Annotated in this window: 13 protein-coding genes; 9 read left to right on the top strand and 4 right to left on the bottom strand. The window is 62.1% G+C overall.

Annotated features, from left to right (window positions below; genetic code table 11):
* Positions 1-44: 44 nt before the first annotated feature.
* The 3 genes from infB to truB all read left to right on the top strand — a co-directional run bounded on the left by infB (position 45) and on the right by truB (position 4,628).
* Positions 45-3,023 carry a translation initiation factor IF-2 gene (gene infB / locus AC57B6_RS35570; RefSeq protein WP_496423071.1) on the top strand — a complete coding sequence of 993 codons (2,979 nt, stop codon included), beginning with the start codon at positions 45-47 and terminating at the stop codon, positions 3,021-3,023.
* Between the two features lie 217 nt (positions 3,024-3,240).
* Positions 3,241-3,606, top strand: a complete 366-nt coding sequence (rbfA, locus tag AC57B6_RS35565; RefSeq protein ID WP_028199735.1) for a 30S ribosome-binding factor RbfA — start codon at positions 3,241-3,243, stop codon at positions 3,604-3,606.
* A gap of 86 nt (positions 3,607-3,692) precedes the next feature.
* Positions 3,693-4,628 (top strand): tRNA pseudouridine(55) synthase TruB, encoded by a 936-nt coding sequence (truB, locus tag AC57B6_RS35560; RefSeq protein WP_178368644.1) that lies wholly within the window; start codon positions 3,693-3,695, stop codon positions 4,626-4,628.
* Positions 4,629-4,759: 131 nt separating this feature from the next.
* Here the strand turns inward: truB and AC57B6_RS35555 are convergent, their stop codons facing one another.
* The 4 genes from AC57B6_RS35555 to AC57B6_RS35540 form a co-directional block, all read right to left on the bottom strand.
* Complete coding sequence (locus tag AC57B6_RS35555; RefSeq protein ID WP_028199733.1) at positions 4,760-6,322, bottom strand: DHA2 family efflux MFS transporter permease subunit; 1,563 nt, start codon at positions 6,320-6,322, stop codon at positions 4,760-4,762.
* Between the two features lie 30 nt (positions 6,323-6,352).
* Positions 6,353-7,627, bottom strand: a complete 1,275-nt coding sequence (locus AC57B6_RS35550) for an EmrA/EmrK family multidrug efflux transporter periplasmic adaptor subunit (protein WP_082094252.1) — start codon at positions 7,625-7,627, stop codon at positions 6,353-6,355.
* 76 nt (positions 7,628-7,703) lie between these two features.
* Positions 7,704-9,227: an efflux transporter outer membrane subunit gene (locus tag AC57B6_RS35545; protein WP_496423070.1), complete on the bottom strand. Its 1,524-nt coding sequence runs from the start codon at positions 9,225-9,227 to the stop codon at positions 7,704-7,706.
* Positions 9,228-9,276: 49 nt separating this feature from the next.
* Complete coding sequence (locus tag AC57B6_RS35540) at positions 9,277-9,795, bottom strand: MarR family winged helix-turn-helix transcriptional regulator (RefSeq protein ID WP_028199730.1); 519 nt, start codon at positions 9,793-9,795, stop codon at positions 9,277-9,279.
* 316 nt (positions 9,796-10,111) lie between these two features.
* Here AC57B6_RS35540 and typA point away from each other — a divergent pair, with 316 nt between their 5' ends.
* From typA to AC57B6_RS35510, 6 genes are all read left to right on the top strand, one after another.
* A complete protein-coding gene (gene typA, locus AC57B6_RS35535; RefSeq protein WP_028199729.1) occupies positions 10,112-11,938 on the top strand; it encodes a translational GTPase TypA in 1,827 nt (608 codons plus the stop codon).
* Between the two features lie 406 nt (positions 11,939-12,344).
* Positions 12,345-15,206, top strand: coding sequence for a 2-oxoglutarate dehydrogenase E1 component (locus AC57B6_RS35530; RefSeq protein WP_028199728.1), 2,862 nt, complete (start codon positions 12,345-12,347; stop codon positions 15,204-15,206).
* A gap of 151 nt (positions 15,207-15,357) precedes the next feature.
* Positions 15,358-16,638 carry a 2-oxoglutarate dehydrogenase complex dihydrolipoyllysine-residue succinyltransferase gene (gene odhB / locus AC57B6_RS35525; RefSeq protein WP_030102704.1) on the top strand — a complete coding sequence of 427 codons (1,281 nt, stop codon included), beginning with the start codon at positions 15,358-15,360 and terminating at the stop codon, positions 16,636-16,638.
* A 150-nt stretch (positions 16,639-16,788) separates the two neighbouring features.
* Positions 16,789-18,219 (top strand): dihydrolipoyl dehydrogenase, encoded by a 1,431-nt coding sequence (gene lpdA / locus AC57B6_RS35520; RefSeq protein WP_030102705.1) that lies wholly within the window; start codon positions 16,789-16,791, stop codon positions 18,217-18,219.
* A gap of 90 nt (positions 18,220-18,309) precedes the next feature.
* The gene (gene zapE, locus AC57B6_RS35515) at positions 18,310-19,407 is read left to right on the top strand and encodes a cell division protein ZapE (protein ID WP_028199725.1); all 1,098 of its coding nucleotides are present in this window, start codon (positions 18,310-18,312) and stop codon (positions 19,405-19,407) included.
* A 162-nt stretch (positions 19,408-19,569) separates the two neighbouring features.
* Entirely contained in the window at positions 19,570-20,019 is a 450-nt protein-coding gene (locus tag AC57B6_RS35510) for a transposase (protein ID WP_028199724.1), read from the top strand.
* Positions 20,020-20,030 lie beyond the last annotated feature (11 nt).

The following is a 20,030-nucleotide window of genomic DNA, read 5'->3' as shown; positions in this document are numbered from 1 at the left end:
AGATGCTAACCGCAAGGAATCGGTCCTTGCATTAAGAGGAATGAATGGCGAGTAACAACGTAGCCCAATTTGCCGCGGAACTGAAAATGCCAGCAGGCGTGCTCCTTGAGCAGCTGCAGGCAGCAGGCGTCACCAAAGCGAGCGAAGACGACAGCTTGTCCGAAACGGACAAGGCGCGTCTGCTCGACCACTTGCGCAAGTCTCACGGCTCGACTGATGCAGACAAGCGCAAGATCACGCTGACGAAGCGGCATACGTCGGAGATCAAGCAATCCGACGCGACGGGCAAAGCTCGCACCATTCAGGTCGAGGTGCGTAAGAAGCGCACTTTCGTCCGCAGGGACGAATCCGCCGCTGAAGGCGGCGATGCATCGAATCATGTGGCCGAGGCCGACGTCGACGATCTCGAACTCCAGCGCCGTGAAGAGGAAGCTCGTCACGAAGCCGAGCTGCTCGAAAAGCAGGCTCAGGAGTTGAAGGCGCGTCAGGAACAACTCGAGCGCGAAGAAGCTGAACGTCAGGCGCGCGAGCAGGCTGCTGAAGCCGAGCGCCGTCGTGCGGAAGAAGAAGCGGCGAAGAAGCGCGCTGCAGCTGCGGCTGCGGCCGAAGCTGCGGCTCGCGAGCAGGCTCAGACGGCGAAGTCGGCGCAGGTTGCCCAGCCGGCAGCTGCCGCGAAGGCTGAACCGGTCGCGGCCAAGGCTGCGGAACCGGCGGTTGCCAAGGAAAGCGAGCAGGACGACGAGCGCGCTGCGGCAGAACGCGCGGCGCAACGCGAAGCGGCGAAGAAAGCGGAAGACGCAGCGCGTCAGGCCGCCGAGAAAACGCGCGCCGAGCAGGAAGAAGTCAGCAAGCGCCGGGCAGCGGCGGAAGCCGAAGCGCGAGCCATTCGCGAAATGATGAACACGCCGCGCAAGGCGCAGGTCAAGGCGCCGGAACCGGCACCGAAGCCCGCCGAGCCGGCCAAGGCCGCGGAAGCCAAGGGCACGCTGCACAAGCCGGCACGTCCGGCGGGTGAAGCACCGGCGCGTCCGGCAGCCAGGAAGCCGGCTACTGCAGCGGCTCCGGCTGCAACGACCACGCCGTCGGCTGGCGACAAGAAGAAGCCGGGCGGTGGCAAGGGCGGCTGGCAGGACGACGCAGCAAAGCGCCGCGGTATCAAGACGCGTGGCGATACGAGCGGCGGTGTCGATCGTGGCTGGCGCGGTGGCCCGAAGGGTCGCGGCAAGCATCAGGATCAGAACACCACATTCCAGGCGCCGACCGAACCGATCGTGCGCGAAGTGCACGTGCCGGAAACCATCACGGTCGCCGATCTGGCGCACAAGATGGCGGTGAAGGCATCGGAAGTCATCAAGTCGATGATGAAGCTTGGCCAGATGGTCACGATCAACCAGATGCTGGACCAGGAAACGGCGATGATCATCGTCGAGGAACTGGGCCACCACGCGGTTGCGGCCAAACTGGACGATCCGGAAGCCATGCTGGTCGAAGGCGAAATCACGGATGCGGAAGCACTGCCGCGTCCGCCGGTCGTCACGGTCATGGGTCACGTCGACCACGGCAAGACCTCGCTGCTCGACTACGTCCGCCGCGCCAAGGTGGCCGCGGGTGAAGCGGGCGGGATTACGCAGCACATCGGCGCCTATCACGTTGAAACGCCGCGCGGCGTTATCACGTTCCTCGATACGCCGGGCCACGAGGCATTTACGGCCATGCGTGCTCGCGGTGCGAAGGCAACCGACATCGTGATTCTGGTGGTCGCAGCCGACGACGGCGTGATGCCGCAAACGAAGGAAGCGATCGCCCACGCGAAGGCTGGCGGCGTGCCGCTCGTCGTCGCGATCAACAAGATCGACAAGCCGGATGCGAATCCTGAGCGCGTCAAGCAGGAACTCGTCGCCGAAGGCGTCGTGCCGGAAGAATACGGTGGCGATTCGCCGTTCGTGTCGGTGTCGGCGAAAACCGGTACGGGTATCGACGAACTGCTGGAAAACGTGTTGCTGCAAGCCGAAGTGCTGGAACTGAAGGCACCGGTCGAAGCGCCGGCCAAGGGTCTCGTCATTGAAGCGAAGCTCGATAAGGGTAAGGGGCCGGTCGCAACGATCCTGGTCCAGTCGGGTACGCTGAACCGTGGTGACGTGGTGCTGGCAGGTAGCGCTTACGGGCGCGTGCGAGCCATGCTCGACGAAACCGGCAAGCCGACCAAGTCGGCAGGCCCGTCGATCCCGGTTGAGATTCAGGGTCTGTCGGAAGTCCCGCAAGCTGGCGAAGAAATGATCGTCATGCCGGACGACCGCAAGGCGCGTGAAGTCGCGTTGTTCCGTCAAGGCAAGTTCCGCGACGTCAAGCTGGCCAAGCAACAGGCCGCGAAGCTCGAGAACATGCTGGAACAGATGGGCGAAGGCGAAGTGGCGTACATGCCGCTCATCGTCAAGGCCGACGTGCAAGGTTCGCAGGAAGCGCTGGTGCAGTCGCTGCTCAAGCTGTCGACCGACGAAGTCCGCGTGCAGATCGTGCACGGTGCCGTGGGTGGCATCAGCGAGTCGGACGTCAACCTGGCTACGGCTTCGAAGGCGGTCATCATCGGCTTCAACACCCGTGCGGACGCACAGGCGCGCAAGCTGGCGGAAGCCAACGGCGTCGATATTCGCTACTACAACATCATCTATGACGCAGTAGATGAAGTGAAGGCCGCGATGTCGGGCATGCTGGCACCTGAGAAGCGCGAAATCGTGACGGGTACGGTCGAAGTGCGCCAAGTCTTCAAGGTACCGAAGATCGGCGCGGTGGCCGGCTGTATGGTCACGGACGGTTTCGTCAAGCGCTCCTCGTCGGTGCGCGTGCTGCGCAACAACGTCGTCATCTTCACGGGCGAGCTCGATTCGCTCAAGCGCTTCAAGGACGACGTCAAGGAAGTCCGTCAGGGCTTCGAGTGCGGTATGTCGATCAAGAACTTCAACGATATCGTCGAAGGCGATCAGTTCGAAGTCTTCGAGGTTACCGAAGTCGCGCGTACGCTGTAATTCACGCGGCATTGGCTCAACGGGCGGAGCGGGCTTAAGCGCCCGCTCCGCCCGTTGTTTTTGGGCCCGCGCATTTTGTCGCGTAACGTGCTACGAGAGTGGTTTGCCGCCACTATCGCGCCGCTTCATCGCCGTCGCCGGGTAACAAGCCTGGCAACAATCGCCACGGCGCGCACGAACAACTTTTTTGCATCCGTCTGAACGGATCACAAACACCATGCCTAAAAAACGTTCTTCTCCCAATCGCAACGTGCAGATCGCCGATCAGATCCAGCGCGACCTGTCCGAGTTGCTGCGCGAGGTCAAGGATCCGCGCATCGGCCTCGTCACGATTCAAAGCGTTGAGCTGACGCCCGACTACGCGCACGCGAAGGTCTACTTCACGACGCTGACCGGCGACCCGCAACAAACGCTCGAAGCGCTCCAGCACGCGGCCGGCCATCTGCACAATCAGCTGTTCAAGCGCCTGCACATCCATACCGTGCCGACGCTGCATTTCCATTACGATCAGACGATCGAACGGGCCGTTGAAATGTCCCGTCTGATCGACGAGGCAAACGCCAATCGCGCGAAAGAAGACTGAGCCGTTGCAGTGCTTCAATTGCAATACCTCAGCCGCTGCTTGTTTAGCGCTGTTTCCGTACACTTCGAAGACCCTGTCTTTCTGACATGACCGCACCTCAACGCCCCCGCGTGCCGCGTCGCGCGCTCGACGGCGTGCTGCTGCTCGACAAGCCGCTCGGCCTGTCGAGCAACGACGCGCTGATTCGCGCGAAGCGTCTTTATCTGGCCAAAAAGGCGGGCCACACTGGCACGCTTGATCCACTTGCCACGGGTCTTTTGCCGCTGTGCTTCGGCGAAGCCACCAAGTTTTCGCAAGATCTGCTCGAAGCCGACAAGACTTATGAGGCGACCATGCGCCTCGGTATCCGCACGACCACGGGCGACGCCGAAGGCGAGCCGATCGACACGCGCGACGTGACCTGCGATCAGGCGACGGTCCAGGTGGCGATGCAAAAATTTCTCGGCGACATCGTTCAGGTCCCGCCGATGTATTCGGCGCTCAAGCGCGATGGCAAGCCGCTGTACGAATACGCGCGCGCCGGTCAGACGGTCGAGCGGGAAGGGCGTCAGGTGACGATTCACGCGCTCGACATGCTGGCGTGTACTTTGCCCGACGTGACGTTTCGCGTGACGTGCAGTAAGGGCACGTATGTTCGCACGCTTGCCGAGGATATCGGTGAGGCGCTCGGTTGTGGTGCGCATCTGGTCGCACTGCGGCGTACCGGCGTCGGCGCACTGACGCTGCAGAATTCGGTGACGCTCGACGCATTGTCCGACGCGACGGAGAGCGAGCGTGATGCGTGGCTGCAGCCCGTCGATGCATTGTTGTCCACGTTCCCGCCCGTCACCCTGAACGAGGACGCAACCCGCCGTTTCCTGCACGGTCAGCGTCTGAAGCTCTCCGAGTTGACCATTACCGGCGAGGCTGTGAACGCGCCACGTGTACGCGTCTATGCAGAAGAAGGCCGCCTGCTAGGCGTCGCGAAGCAAGGCGAGGGCGTATTGGCGCCCGAGCGGCTCGTCGTCACCACGGAGAGCTAGCCCGCTAGCCCGTTAGCTCGCCAATTGGCCTGCGAAGAGACGAACCTGGCAAATAAAAAGGCGGGACCGCTATTAAGCGGTCCCGCCTTTTTTCACATCATCGGTTGCTACAGACGAAAGACGCTAAACCCTCAATGCGCCGCCGCTGCCGCAGCACCCGCATCGCCGCCGGCGCGTTCCGGCCTGGCCATCCAGATCAGCGCGATCAGCGCGACGAAAATCCCCGCCGACACGAAGAACAGATCATTCACGCCCAACTGTGCGGCCTGCTGCGTGGCCATCGTATTGAACAGACCATACGCCTGCGGCTGACTGAAGCCCGCCGCGCCCATCTGCCGGATCGACTGATCGAACACCGGGTTGTACACGCTGGCCTGCTCGGCCAGTTGCGCGTGATGCATGATGGTGCGGTGATCCCACGCGGTCTGGAAAATCGACGTGCCGATACCGCCGCACATGATCCGCACAAAATTCGACAAGCCCGAGGCCGCCGGAATCCGGTTGCCCGGCAAGCCCGACAACGTGATAGACACGAGCGGGATGAAGAACCCGGCCATGCCGATCCCCTGAATCAGAGTCGGCAACAGAAGCGAATAGGTATCGACGCCGGTCGTATAACGTGAGCGCATCCAGAAGCACAGCGCAAACACCAGGAACGACAAGGTCGCGATATAGCGCGGATCGGTACGCGGCAACACCTTGCCGGTGATCGGCGACAGCAGCACGGCGAACAGGCCGACCGGCGCCATCACGAGGCCCGCTTCGGTGGCGGTGTAGCCGATATTGGTTTGCAGCCACAATGGCAGCAACACGAGGTTGCCGAAGTAGAGCCCGTAGCCAATCGACAACGCAACCGTGCCACTCGTGAAATTGCGCCGGCTGAAGAGCGACAGATCGACCACCGGATGCTCGGCCGTCAATTCCCACACAATGAAGAAGGCGAGAGCGATCACCGCAACCAGCGCCAGCACGACGATCGTGGTCGACGAGAACCAGTCGAGGTCCTTGCCCTTGTCGAGCATGATCTGCAACGAGCCGACCCAGAGGATCAGCAGGCCGAGACCGACGCCGTCGATCGGCGCCTTTTTGACGACTGAATCGCGGTTGCGGAAGATCGTCCACGTCGCGACGGCGGCAATCGCGCCGACAGGAATATTGACGTAAAAAATCCACGGCCACGAGATATTGTCCGAGATCCAGCCGCCGAGAATCGGCCCGGCCACCGGCGCGATCAGCGTGGTCATGGCCCACATCGACAGCGCCATCGGCGCCTTGGCGCGTGGATAGCTGGCGAGCAGCAGCGTTTGCGACAGCGGAATCATCGGGCCGGCCACGGCGCCTTGCAGCACGCGCGAGGCCAGCAGGAACGGCAGGGTGGGCGCGAGGCCGCACATCCATGACGAGATCACGAACAGAATGATCGACGCCATGAACAGGCGCACCTGGCCGATACGGTCGGTGAGCCAGCCGGTCAGCGGCACGGAGATCGCGTTCGCCACCGCGAACGACGTGATCACCCACGTCCCCTGGTCGGACGACACACCGAGGTCGCCCGAAATGGAGGGGATCGACACGTTCGCAATCGACGTGTCGAGCACGTTCATGAACACGGCGAGCGACACCGCGATGGTGCCGATCACCAGTTGCGCGCCCTCGAGCGGCGGATGAGGGACTTGCGCCTGAGCCTGAGCCATTAAAAAGCCTTCTAGGAATCGTCGCGCCGCTTACATCATCTTCGCAGCGGGCCGGGTGGCTCCGCTGCTTTGAAGCGATTTTTGCGAGCCGCCGTTCGGACCTGCGTTTTCCGCAATGATGCGGGCGATTTCAGCGTCAGCCTGGTCGCCGTACTTGTCGAACACATTGGTCTGATAGACCGTGTTCGGCGCCTGGCCGAGCTGGCCACCCTGATCGTCCTTGATGCTCACGTCGGCTTGCATCGACAGGCCGATACGCAGCGGATGCTTTTCAAGTTCCTGCGGATCGAGCGCGATCCGCACCGGCAGACGCTGCACCACCTTGATCCAGTTGCCGGTTGCGTTCTGCGCGGGCAGCAGCGAGAACGCCGAACCGGTACCCGCCGAGAAGCCGACCACCTTGCCGTGGTACACCACGGACGAACCGTACACGTCGGCCGTCAACTCGACCGGCTGACCGATGCGCATGTGCTTCAGTTGCACTTCCTTGAAGTTCGCATCGACCCATACGCCGCCCAGCGGCACGATGGCCATCAGCGGGGTGCCCGGCGAAACGCGCTGGCCGACCTGCACCGAGCGCTTCGCGACGTAGCCGGTGACCGGCGCCGGCAGGTTGTTACGCGCATTGTTCAGGTACGCGTCGCGGACCTTCGCGGCGGCGGCCTGCACGTTCGGGTGATTCGCGATCGTGGTATTGGCGGTCAGCGCGCGGTTCGATGCCAGTTGCTGCTCGGCGGCATCGACGGCGGCTTGCGCGCTCTTCACGGCGTCGCGGGCGTGCGAGATTTCTTCCGCCGACACAGCGCCGGTTTGCGCCACCGTCAGGCGGCGCTTCAGGTCGTCCTGGGCGCGCGACAGATCGGCCTGGCGTTGAGCAACCTGCGCCTGGTACTGATTGTCGTCGGCGAACAGGCCGCGCACCTGGCGCACTGTCTGCGCGAGATTCGCTTCGGCCTGTTCGAGCGCGACGCGCGCGTCGGCCGGATCGAGCACGACGAGCGGGTCGCCGGCCTTCACGGTTTGCGTGTCGTCCGCGTTCACCGCGATCACCGTGCCGGTGACTTGCGGCGTGATCTGCACGACGTTGCCGTTCACGTACGCGTCGTCGGTGTCTTCATGGAAGCGTGCGTCGAGGAAGTAGTAAAGGCCGTAGGCGACTGCGGCGATCAGGATCACGATGACGAGCAGCGTCATCATGCGCTTGCGCTTGCCGTTGTTCGCCGGCGGTTGGGCCGGTTGCTGTGTCGGCTGCGGGGCCGATTGAGCCGGCTGGGTAGTAGCCGCGGGCTGTTGGGTGGTGCTCATTGATGTGCTCCGGGTTCTCTCAAGCGTCGTCGTTTATTCGGATGTTCGTGCGGGTGTGGTCTGCGGCGGTGCGGCTTCAGTTTGCAGCTGCGGTCGTGGCGGCGGATGATGCCGCGGCGGCCGATGCCGGAGCATCGGTCGGCACCACGAGGCCGGTCTGCGTTGCGTCGAACCCGCCGCCGAGCGCCTTGATGAGGCTGATCTGCATATCGCGGCGGCGCATCTTCAGGCCCGTCACTGTCTGTTCGGCGCTCAAACGGTTCTGGTCGGCGGTCAGCACCTGCAACTGCGGCGACAAACCTGCCTTGTAGCGGATCACTGCCAACTGATAGGCCTTGGTCGACGCGTCGAGCGCGCGCTGGGCATCGCCCGATTGCTGGTCGATCGAACGGATCGACGACACTTGCGTCGCGACATCCGATAGGGCACTGATCAGCGTCTGGTTGTAGTTCGCCACGTCCAGGTCGAAGTCGGCGTAGCGGCCCTTCAACTGCGAACGCAGCGCGCCGGCGTCGAAGATCGGCAGGTGAATCGCCGGGCCTAATTGCATCTGGCGGCTGCCCGACTTAAGGAAGCGACCCCAGCCGAACGCGTCGAAACCCACGCCGGCGGCGAGGTTGATGTCCGGGAAGAATTCGGCTTTTGCTTCCTTCACGTCGTGCATCGCGGCTTCCACCTGCCAGCGCGCGGCGACGATGTCCGCGCGGCGCGCCACGAGGTCGGCCGGCAGGTTGTTCGGCAATGCGACCGTGTCGCCGGCGGTCAGCACCGGCTTGGCGATCTGCAGGCCACGATCCGGACCCTTGCCGAGCAGCGCGCCCAACTGATAGCGCACCACGGTGATCTGACCGTCGAGGTCGGTCAAATTCGCCTGACTGGTCGCGATGTTGCCGTTCGCGGTTTGCCGTTCGACGTTGGTGTCGAGGCCGGCGCTGACGCGGCCGTTGGTGATGCGGCCGATATCCTGCCGGTTGGCGATTTCGCGCGCGGCGATGTCGCGGAATGCGTACAACTGGGCAAGCTGGTTGTAGGTGCTCGCCACGGAGGCGGCAAGCGTTACGCGCGCCTGCTGCATATCGGCTTGCGCGGCCTTTTCCTGCGACACGGCCTGACCCAGACGCTGGCGGTTCTTGCCCCACAGGTCCAGATCCCATGACGCGCTCGCCAGCACGTTGTTCTCGCTATACCAGGTGCCGCCGTACGGAGGCGGGTAGAGCGCGTTGCCCGAGAACAGTTCGCGAGTCCACGAATAGCTGCCGTTGACCTTCGGGTACAGCGCCGAGCGCGAGCTTTCAATGTACGACGAAGCCTTGGCGAGGCGAGCCTGCGCCTGCGCGATCGAAGGGCTGCCTTCCAGCGCCTCCGCGATCAGTTTGGGCAACTGCGGGTCGCCGAACTGGTTGGCCCAGTCGAGCGACGGCCACTGGCCGCCCTGGCCGGGCAGACTCTGGGCGGACTCGTACTGAGCCGGCGACGAGATCTGCTTGTCGCTCTTCACGCCGAAGTAGTTCGCGCACCCCGTGAGGGCGAGCGCTGTCACCGCGGCGGCGACAGCGGCCCGGCTCGAAAGCGCGGGCGCGGACAGGGAAAGGGATTTCATCGCTCGACTCATTGAGTGGAATGTAATGATGGACACTGCAAGCAATTTATTACGATTTGCTGTCAAAATTGCTTGCTGCATCACGGGTTAGTCCCGGTGGTTGTTCGCCGGAGTTGATGAGCACGCGGCGCAGCATGCTCTTCAGAAAGCCCACTTCTTCGGCGGTAAAGCCGTTTAGCAGGCTGTCCAGCACGCCGTTGAAAATGGCCGGCATTTTCGCGGCGATGGCGTGGCCTTCCGGTGTCAACGCGAGCCGGACAACCCGCCGGTCTTCGTTGCTGCGCACGCGCGTGAGCAGCCCGCGCTTCTCCAGACGATCCACCAGACGCGTGACAGCGCTGGCATCTATGCCGTATTCCCGTGCCAATTCGGCGGCCAGCAGACACTTGCCGCTCGCCACCATGAACAGGATGCTGCCTTGCTGACTGGTAATGCCCAGCTCCGTCATGCTGCGCTGGGTGACCAGGTTCGACATGGTCGATTTCACCCGCGAGAGCAGATAGCCGACGCTTTCGCCCAGCTGGTATTCGCTGACAATCGGGTCAGGCGTTAGGGACGGATCCGGCATGATTCTCGTGCGAATGCAATGGTTGACTAGGCAGGATTATAGGGGGCGGTTGATTGACGCGGCAAGTGTTATTGCAGCTTAGGCAAGGAACTTTCCCTGCTCAAGGGATAATCCTCGCGGTTTTGCGTAGGGATAGCGAACGGGCGATGAGGTTGTTTCTCGCATGCGGATGCGGGGAGGCGCGCCGGCAATCAGGGAAAACGAGATAGCTTCATTTGCCCGTGCTATAATGTTGGGTTCCCAAAAGTGCGCTTTGGGCTTTGTTGGCTTCGTACACAATGCTGCTGCTGGCGCACTCAACTGTCTCCAGGTTCCTATGACTCGCGCCCTACGCAACATCGCCATCATTGCCCACGTCGACCACGGCAAGACCACGCTCGTCGACCAGCTCCTCCGCCAGACCGCCACGTTCCGTGACAACCAGCAGATCGCTGAGCGCGTGATGGACTCGAACGACATCGAAAAGGAGCGTGGCATCACGATCCTTTCGAAGAACTGCGCGGTCGAGTACGAAGGCACCCACATCAACATCGTCGACACCCCGGGCCACGCCGACTTCGGCGGTGAAGTGGAGCGCGTGCTGTCGATGGTCGACTCGGTGCTGTTGCTGGTCGACGCAGTCGAAGGCCCGATGCCGCAAACGCGCTTCGTGACCAAGAAGGCGCTGGCGCTCGGCCTCAAGCCGATCGTCGTGATCAACAAGGTGGACCGTCCGGGCGCGCGTATCGACTGGGTGATCAACCAGACGTTCGACCTGTTCGACAAGCTGGGCGCAACCGACGAACAACTCGATTTCCCGATCGTCTACGCATCGGGCCTGAACGGTTACGCCGGCCTCACGCCCGATGTGCGCGAAGGCGACATGCGCCCGCTGTTCGAAGCCGTGCTGAAGCACGTGCCGGTGCGCGATGCCGATCCGGAAGCGCCGCTGCAGTTGCAAATCACCTCGCTTGACTATTCGTCGTACGTCGGCCGTATCGGCGTGGGCCGTATCACGCGCGGCCGCATCAAGCCTGGCATGGCGGTGGCCGTGCGTTCGGGTCCCGATGGCGCGATCCTGAACCGCAAGATCAATCAGGTCCTGTCGTTCAAGGGGCTTGAGCGCGTGCAGGTCGAGTCGGCTGAGGCTGGCGACATCGTGCTGATCAACGGTATCGAAGAAATCGGTATCGGCGTGACCATCTGCGCGCCGGAGCAACCTGAAGCGCTGCCGATGATCACCGTCGACGAACCGACGCTGACCATGAACTTCCTCGTCAATTCGTCGCCGCTGGCCGGCCGCGAAGGCAAGTTCGTCACGAGCCGTCAGATTCGCGACCGCCTGATGAAGGAGTTGAACCACAACGTCGCGCTGCGCGTGAAAGAAACCGGCGACGAAACGACGTTCGAAGTGGCGGGCCGCGGCGAACTGCACCTGACGATTCTGGTGGAAAACATGCGTCGCGAAGGCTACGAGCTGGCCGTGTCGCGTCCGCGCGTGGTGATGCAGGAAATCGACGGCGTGAAGCACGAGCCGTACGAAAACCTGACGGTCGACATGGAAGACGCCCACCAGGGCGGCGTGATGGAAGAGCTGGGCCGCCGCAAGGGCGAAATGCTCGACATGGCGTCGGACGGCCGTGGCCGTACGCGTCTCGAGTACCGTATTTCGGCGCGTGGCCTGATCGGCTTCCAGTCGGAATTCCTCACGCTCACGCGCGGCACGGGCCTGATGAGCCACACGTTCGATTCGTATCAGCCGGTCAAGGAAGGCGCGGTGGGCGAGCGTCGCAACGGCGTGCTGATTTCGCAGGACGACGGCGCCGCAGTTGCGTACGCACTGTGGAAGCTGCAGGATCGCGGCCGCATGTTCGTGTCGCCGGGCGAGCCGCTGTACGAGGGCATGATCATCGGCATTCACAGCCGCGACAACGATCTGGTCGTGAACCCGATCAAGGGTAAGCAACTGACCAACGTGCGTTCGTCGGGTACGGACGAAGCGGTGCGCCTCGTGCCGCCGATCCAGATGTCGCTGGAATACGCGGTCGAATTCATCGACGACGACGAACTCGTCGAAGTCACGCCGCAATCCATCCGTCTGCGCAAGCGTTACCTGAAGGAGCACGAGCGCCGCAGCGCCAGCCGTAAGGGCGCAGTGGACTAAATCAGCACCGGCGTTGCCCTCGGGTAAGCGCCTCGCTGTCAGGCAAAAGCCACCTCCGGGTGGCTTTTGCCGTTTCTGGCACTCCTTTTGGTCCCCTTTTGGCGCTCATCCGGCGTTAGGCGCAGTTGCTCGCCATTGAATGCCTGTTTGCGGCGTTTGTCCCCGTTTCCTGCAGAAGACTATTGCGGGCGCTGATAATGCCGCCGAAAGCCCGTCGCCACGGGCTTGAGCGGCAATCCGTCTGCTATCTGCACTATCCGTTCTGTGATATGCTCCCCGGGTGCAAAGTTTTAGGTCCTTCCAAGCAAGACTTGATTCGCGCAATCCGCTAAACGGTCAGGCCGTGTCGCGGAAGGTTCTGTAACCCGCTATTTCTCGAGAAACTCGAAGAAAGGTGAGCGTAAAAATGATGAAGCAATTCCAGTCGAACTCTTACCTGTTCGGCGGCAATGCTCCGTACGTAGAAGAAATGTACGAAGCGTATCTCGATAATCCGGCGTCAGTGCCCGAGAACTGGCGCAGCTATTTCGATGCGTTGCAGAACGTTCCTGCATCGGATGGCAGCAATGCCAACGACGTGGCCCATGGCCCGATCGTCGAATCGTTTGCACAACGGGCCAAGGCGAATGCCTTTATCCCGCGCACGGCAACTGGCGGCGAAGACCTCGCTACCTCCCGCAAGCAAGTCTATGTGCAGTCCCTCATCGGCGCATATCGCTTCCTCGGCTCGCAATGGGCCAATCTCGATCCCCTGAAGCGCCGCGAACGTCCCGCTATCCCCGAACTTGAACCTGCGTTCTACGACTTCACCGAAGCCGACATGGACCAGGAGTTCAGCGCCACGAATCTCTATTTCGGATTCGAGCGTGCTTCGCTGCGCGAGATCGTCAAGGCTCTGCGTGACACGTATTGCGGCACGATCGGCGCCGAGTACATGTACATCAGCGATCCGGAACAGAAGCGCTGGTGGAAAGAGAAGCTCGAGTCGATCCGTTCGACGCCGAATTTCTCCAATGAAAAGAAAAAGCACATTCTGAATCGCCTGACGGCCGCTGAAGGCCTCGAGCGCTTCCTGCACACCAAGTACGTCGGCCAGAAACGCTTCTCGCTCGAAGGCGGCGAAAGCTTCATCGCCTCGATGGACGAAGTCGTGCGTCACGGCGGCGCCAACGGCGTGCAGGAAATCGTCATCGGCATGGCCCACCGCGGCCGTCTGAACGTGCTGGTCAATACGCTCGGCAAGATGCCCGCCGACCTGTTCGCCGAATTCGAAGGCAAGCACGTCGACGACCTGCCGGCCGGCGACGTGAAGTACCACAAGGGTTTCTCGTCGGACGTCTCGACCGAAGGCGGCCCGGTTCACCTGTCGCTCGCGTTCAACCCGTCGCACCTCGAAATCGTCAACCCGGTGGTCGAAGGTTCGGCCAAGGCGCGTATGGATCGCCGCGGCGACGACAGCGGCCTGCAAGTGCTGCCGGTGCAGATCCACGGCGACGCGGCCTTCGCGGGGCAGGGCGTCGTGATGGAAACGCTGAACCTCGCGCAAACGCGCGGTTACGGCACGCACGGCACGCTGCACATCGTCATCAACAACCAGATCGGTTTCACGACGTCGGACCCGCGCGACTCGCGCTCCACGTTGTACTGCTCGGACGTCGTCAAGATGATCGAGGCGCCGGTGCTGCACGTGAACGGTGACGATCCGGAAGCGGTCGTGCTGGCTACGCAGCTGGCTATCGACTTCCGGATGCAGTTCCACAAAGACGTTGTGGTCGACATCGTCTGCTTCCGCAAGCTGGGTCACAACGAGCAGGACACGCCGGCTGTCACGCAGCCGCTGATGTACAAGACCATCGCCAAGCACCCGGGCACGCGCGCACTGTACGCTGAAAAGCTCGTACAGCAAGGCGTGATCACCGCGGAAGAAGCCGACGAATTCGTCAAGGCCTACCGCAAGGCGATGGATGAAGGCCACCACACGGTCGATCCGGTTCTGTCGAATTACAAGAGCAAGTACGCGGTGGATTGGGTTCCGTTCCTGAACCGCAAGTGGACCGATGCAGCCGACACGGCCGTGCCGCTGGCTGAGTTGAAGCGCCTCGCCGAACGCATCACCACGATCCCGGAAAACTTCAAGGTGCACCCGCTGGTCGAGCGCGTCATCAACGACCGTCGCGCGATGGGTCGTGGTGAAGCGAAGCTCGACTGGGGCATGGGCGAACACCTGGCATTCGCGTCGCTGGTCGCATCGGGCTATGCAGTGCGCCTGACCGGTCAGGACTCGGGCCGCGGTACGTTCACGCACCGTCACGCGGTGCTGCACGATCAGAACCGCGAGCGCTGGAACGACGGCACGTATGTGCCGCTGCAGAACATCGCCGAAGGTCAGGCGAAGTTCACGGTGATCGACTCGGTGCTGTCGGAAGAGGCGGTGCTGGGCTTCGAATACGGCTACTCGACCGCTGAACCGAATACGTTCGTCGCGTGGGAAGCGCAGTTCGGCGACTTCGTGAACGGCGCGCAAGTCGTGATCGACCAGTTCATCTCGTCGGGCGAAGTGAAGTGGGGCCGCGTGTCGGGTCTCACGATGCTGCTGCCGCACGGCTACGAAGGCCAGGGTCCGGAGCACTCGTCGGCACGTATCGAACGTTTCCTGCAACTGTGCGCGGACCACAACATGCAAGTAGTTCAGCCGACCACGCCGGCGCAGATTTTCCACCTGTTGCGCCGTCAGATGATCCGCCTGTTCAGGAAGCCGCTGATCGTCGCTACGCCGAAGTCGCTGCTGCGCCACAAGGAAGCCGTGTCGGATCTGTCGGAACTGGCGAAGGGCTCGTTCCAGCCGGTGCTCGGCGAAATCGACGAAGCTATCGACGCGAAGAAGGTCAAGCGCGTCGTGGTGTGCTCGGGCCGCGTGTACTACGACCTGCTGGCGCATCGTCGCGAATCGAAGTCGAACGACGTCGCGATCATCCGTATCGAACAGCTCTATCCGTTCGCGCATAAGCAGTTCGAAGCGGAAATGAAGAAGTACGACAACGCGACCGAAGTGGTGTGGGTGCAGGACGAGCCGCAGAATCAAGGCCCGTGGTTCTACATCGAGCACCATCTGAAGGAAGGCATGAAGGACGGGCAGAAGCTGGCATACAGCGGCCGTCCGGCTTCGGCCTCGCCGGCAGTCGGCTACTACGCGAAGCACTACGAGCAGCAGAAGGCGCTGGTCGAAGGCGCTTTCGGCCGCCTCAAGAGCGCGTCGATCGCTAAATAAGCACACGAGCCGAACCGGGAAAGCGCCGCGCGCTTTCCCGTGCCGCGCTTAGTGACCGACTTGATGGTTCACACGCGGCATTCGAGGTTCGCAGGCGGTCGTCGAGTACATAGATCGCGCCGTCACCCGATACGTATTCAGGATATTCATAATGGCTATTGTTGAAGTCAAGGTTCCCCAGCTCTCCGAGTCGGTTTCGGAAGCCACCATGCTGCAGTGGAAGAAGAAGCCCGGCGAGGCTGTTGCACAAGACGAAATTCTCATCGAAATCGAGACCGACAAGGTCGTGCTCGAAGTGCCGGCACCCGCGGCCGGCGTGCTCGCGCAAGTGATCTCGAACGACGGCGACATCGTCGTGGCGGATCAGGTGATCGCGAAGATCGACACCGAAGGCAAGGCAGGCGCTGCTGCTGTCGAAGCCGAAGTGAAGCCGGCGCCGGAAGCCGCACCGGCTCCCGCCGCGGCTCCGGCTGCTCAGGCCGCATCCGCAACGGGTGCGAACACCGCTGCTTCGCCGGCCGCCGGCAAGCTGATGGCCGAGAAGGGTCTGGGCGCTGGCGACGTCGCCGGCACGGGGCGCGACGGCCGCATCACCAAGGGTGATGTGCTGACCGCGGGTCAAGCTGCACCGGCGGCGAAGGCCGCACCGGCACCGGCCGCCGCACCGAAGGCTGCAAAGCCGTCGCTGCCGGACGTCAAGGCACCCGCTTCGGCCGACCAATGGCTGAAGGACCGCCCGGAACAACGCGTGCCGATGTCGCGTCTGCGCGCGCGTATCGCCGAGCGTCTGCTCGAGTCGCAGCAAACCAACGCCATCCTGACCACGTTCAACGAAGTGAACATGGCGCCGGTGATGGATCTGCGCAACAAGTACAAAGACAAGTTCGAAAAGGAACATGGCGTGAAGCTGGGCTTCATGTCGTTCTTCGTGAAGGCGGCTGTTCACGCGCTGAAGAAATTCCCGCTCGTGAACGCGTCGATCGACGGTAACGACATCGTCTATCACGGCTACTTCGACATCGGTATCGCGGTCGGTTCGCCGCGTGGCCTGGTGGTGCCGATCCTGCGCAACGCAGATCAGCTGAGCCTCGCTGAAATCGAGAAGAAGATTGCCGAGTTCGGCCAGAAGGCCAAGGACGGCAAGCTGTCGATCGAAGAAATGACGGGCGGTACGTTCTCGATCTCGAACGGCGGTGTGTTCGGCTCGATGCTGTCGACCCCGATTATCAACCCGCCGCAATCCGCTATCCTGGGCGTGCACGCCACCAAGGAACGCGCTGTGGTCGAAAACGGCCAGATCGTGATCCGTCCGATGAACTATCTGGCGCTGTCGTACGACCACCGGATCATCGACGGTCGCGAAGCGGTGCTGTCGCTGGTCGCCATGAAGGATGCGCTGGAAGACCCGGCGCGCCTGCTGCTCGACCTGTAAATACTGGCTTCTCCGGAGCCGGCTTGTCATCGCGCAAGCCGGCTCCATATAAGAACCAGGCAAGCACCACGTCTTTCGCATTCCGCAGTACAGGAACGACGCGCGCTACGAAGCGTGGCCGCGCGCCGTTCCGCCATCCAAAGGATTGTCATGTCCAAAGAATTTGACGTCGTCGTGATCGGCGCCGGCCCCGGCGGCTACATCGCTGCAATCCGCGCCGCACAACTCGGTAAGACGGTTGCATGTATCGAAAAATGGAAGAACCCGGCCGGCGCGCTGAAGCTCGGCGGCACGTGCCTGAACGTGGGTTGCATTCCGTCGAAGGCGCTGCTCGCGTCGTCGGAAGAATTTGAAAATGCATCGCATCACCTCGCCGACCACGGTATCAGCGTGGAAAACGTGCAGGTCGATATCGCGAAGATGCTGGCCCGCAAGGAAGGCATCGTCGAGAAGATGACCAAGGGTATCGAATTCCTGTTCCGCAAGAACAAGATCACGTGGCTCAAGGGCCATGGCAAGTTCACCGGCAAGACGGACGCCGGCGTGCAGATCGAAGTCAGCGGCGAAGGCGAGACCGAAGTCGTGACGGCGAAGAACGTCATCATCGCAACGGGCTCGAAGGCGCGCCATCTGCCGAACGTTCCGGTCGACAACAAGATCGTCGCCGACAACGAAGGCGCACTGACGTTCGACTCCGTGCCGAAGAAGCTCGCCGTGATCGGCGCGGGCGTGATCGGTCTGGAGCTCGGTTCGGTGTGGCGCCGTCTCGGCGCGGATGTGACCGTGCTCGAAGCGCTGCCGGAATTCCTCGGTGCGGCCGACCAGGCGCTCGCCAAGGAAGCCGCCAAGCAGTTCAAGAAGCAAGGTCTGGATATTCACGTCGGCGTGAAGGTCGGCGAAATCAAGACCACCGACAAGAGCGTCACGATCAATTACACGGACAAGGACGGCAACGCGCAAACGCTCGAAGCCGACCGCCTGATCGTGTCGATCGGCCGCGTGCCGAACACCGACAACCTCGGTCTCGAAGCGATCGGCCTGAAGGCAAACGAGCGCGGCTTCATCGACGTCGACGACCACTGCGCGACGGCTGTGCCGAACGTGTACGCAATCGGCGACGTGGTGCGTGGCCCGATGCTCGCGCACAAGGCTGAAGATGAAGGCGTGCTGGTCGCTGAAATCATCGACGGTCAGAAGCCGCATATCGACTACAACTGCATTCCATGGGTGATCTACACCGAACCGGAAATCGCGTGGGTCGGCAAGACGGAGCAGCAACTGAAGGCCGAAGGCCGCGAGATCAAGACGGGCCAGTTCCCGTTCATGGCGAACGGCCGCGCGCTGGGCATCAACAAGGCGGATGGTTTCGTCAAGATGATCGCAGACGCGAAGACCGACGAACTGCTCGGCGTGCATATCATCTCGGCGAACGCATCGGACCTGATCGCGGAAGCCGTGGTGGCGATGGAATTCAAGGCGGCCTCGGAAGACATCGGCCGTATTTGCCATCCGCACCCGTCGCTGTCGGAAGTCATGCGCGAAGCGGCACTCGCCGTGGACAAGCGCGCGCTGAACATGTAATCACGCGCACGCCTGACTGAACGCAACTCTGGTATCACCACGAAGGCGGGCGGGTTCACTCCCTCCCGCCTTTCTTTTTGCAGCAACACAATGAACGTCACCGAATACTACGAGAAAGAACTGCAGACGCGGGGTTATCAATCGGACCCGGCGCAACGTGCGGCGGTCGACCGTCTGCAGCGGTGCTATGAAGAGTGGGTCGAATACAAGTCGCGCCGCTCGAACGCGTTCAAGAAGCTGATCATCCACCCGGATCTGCCGCGTGGCGTGTACATGTGGGGCGGCGTAGGGCGGGGCAAAAGCTTCCTGATGGACAGCTTCTACATGGTCGTGCCGGTACAGCGCAAAACGCGCCTGCATTTCCACGAGTTCATGCGCGAGGTCCATCGCGAACTGGAAGAACTGAAAGGCACGGCCGATCCGCTCGACGAACTCGCGCGTCGTATCGCCAAGCGTTACCGGCTGATCTGTTTCGACGAGTTCCACGTCTCGGATATTGCCGACGCGATGATTCTCTACCGTCTGCTCGACAAGCTATTCGAGAACGGGGTGCAGTTCGTGATGACGTCCAATTACGATCCGGACACGTTGTATCCGGACGGACTGCATCGCGACCGCATGCTGCCGGCCATCGAGCTGATCAAGTCGAAGCTCGACGTGATCAATGTCGACGCGGGCATCGACTACCGCAAGCGCACGCTGGCTCAGGTCGAGGTGTATCACACGCCGCTTGGTGCGGCGTCCGACAAAGCGTTGCGCGACGCGTTTTCGCGCCTTGCAGCGGTTCCGGACGAGAGCCCTATCCTGCGCATCGAAAAGCGCGAGCTGAAGGCGCTGCGCCGCGCCGACGGCGTCGTGTGGTTCGATTTCGCGACATTGTGCGGCGGTCCGCGTTCGCAGAACGATTACCTGGAACTGGCGAGCCGGTTTCACGCGGTGATCCTGTCCGGCGTGCCGCAGATGTCGGTGCGCATGGCCTCGGAGGCGCGCCGCTTCACCTGGCTGATCGACGTGTTCTACGACCACAAGGTCAAGCTGCTGATGTCGGCCGCGGTGCCGCCCGAGCAGTTGTACGTCGACGGTCCGATGGCTAACGAATTCACGCGGACGGTGTCGCGCATTATTGAAATGCAATCGAAAGAGTATCTCGACGCCCCGCGCCGGATCGTCGATACGTCGCTGACCTGAGCCGTCGCATGACGCGGGCGCAAATGCTTTTGCGATAGATCACGATCCGCTCGCCGAACAGGCGATGTAAGAAGGCGTATTTTCAAGATTCGGATTGGTCTTATATTCCGCCTGCGGACGACTGGATATCTTCTTTGTCATGGTTTTGACAAAGGAGTAACCATGAATCCGTACCGCGATATCAATGACGAAGAATGGCAACGCGTTGCACCGTTGCTCCCTGAATTGCGTCCGCGCTCCGAACTGCGTGGCCGGCCGCTTGCCAACACCCGCTCGGTGCTCAACGGCGTATTGTGGGTGATGTACAGCGGCGCGACCTGGTCCGCCATGCCGCGCAAATATCCGTCGTATCAGACCTGTCATCGCCGCTTCAAGGCGTGGTACGAATCCGGCGTGCTCAAGCGCGTGATGGATCAGTTGTTTGGCGCCGGAAGCGAAGAGCTCTGCAACCTGATGGAAGCGCGCATGCGCAAGCATGTGAGCGCGGAACAGAAGAGCGTCGACGCGGAGAAGGTCGCGGCCGCAGCACCTTCGGCGTACGGCTCGGTTGCGGTCAAACCGTTGCCGTCTTCACCGTTCGCGTATGCGTCTCCCTTCAAGCATGCTGCATGACGACGCCAGTC

This window comes from Paraburkholderia sp. BGA-UO-ETr-F12, assembly GCF_059567945.1.
Note: the sequence above shows the minus strand (reverse complement) of the source record. Positions and strands in the feature narration are given on the sequence as shown.

What these genes read in the sequence shown, in the direction of transcription:
- infB (WP_496423071.1), top strand. Translation starts at nt 45, where the DNA reads ATGGCGAGTAACAACGTAGCCCAATTTGCCGCGGAACTGAAAATGCCA.
- rbfA (WP_028199735.1), top strand. Translation starts at nt 3,241, where the DNA reads ATGCCTAAAAAACGTTCTTCTCCCAATCGCAACGTGCAGATCGCCGAT.
- truB (WP_178368644.1), top strand. Translation starts at nt 3,693, where the DNA reads ATGACCGCACCTCAACGCCCCCGCGTGCCGCGTCGCGCGCTCGACGGC.
- AC57B6_RS35555 (WP_028199733.1), bottom strand. Translation starts at nt 6,322, where the DNA reads ATGGCTCAGGCTCAGGCGCAAGTCCCTCATCCGCCGCTCGAGGGCGCG.
- AC57B6_RS35550 (WP_082094252.1), bottom strand. Translation starts at nt 7,627, where the DNA reads ATGAGCACCACCCAACAGCCCGCGGCTACTACCCAGCCGGCTCAATCG.
- AC57B6_RS35545 (WP_496423070.1), bottom strand. Translation starts at nt 9,227, where the DNA reads ATGAAATCCCTTTCCCTGTCCGCGCCCGCGCTTTCGAGCCGGGCCGCT.
- AC57B6_RS35540 (WP_028199730.1), bottom strand. Translation starts at nt 9,795, where the DNA reads ATGCCGGATCCGTCCCTAACGCCTGACCCGATTGTCAGCGAATACCAG.
- typA (WP_028199729.1), top strand. Translation starts at nt 10,112, where the DNA reads ATGACTCGCGCCCTACGCAACATCGCCATCATTGCCCACGTCGACCAC.
- AC57B6_RS35530 (WP_028199728.1), top strand. Translation starts at nt 12,345, where the DNA reads ATGATGAAGCAATTCCAGTCGAACTCTTACCTGTTCGGCGGCAATGCT.
- odhB (WP_030102704.1), top strand. Translation starts at nt 15,358, where the DNA reads ATGGCTATTGTTGAAGTCAAGGTTCCCCAGCTCTCCGAGTCGGTTTCG.
- lpdA (WP_030102705.1), top strand. Translation starts at nt 16,789, where the DNA reads ATGTCCAAAGAATTTGACGTCGTCGTGATCGGCGCCGGCCCCGGCGGC.
- zapE (WP_028199725.1), top strand. Translation starts at nt 18,310, where the DNA reads ATGAACGTCACCGAATACTACGAGAAAGAACTGCAGACGCGGGGTTAT.
- AC57B6_RS35510 (WP_028199724.1), top strand. Translation starts at nt 19,570, where the DNA reads ATGAATCCGTACCGCGATATCAATGACGAAGAATGGCAACGCGTTGCA.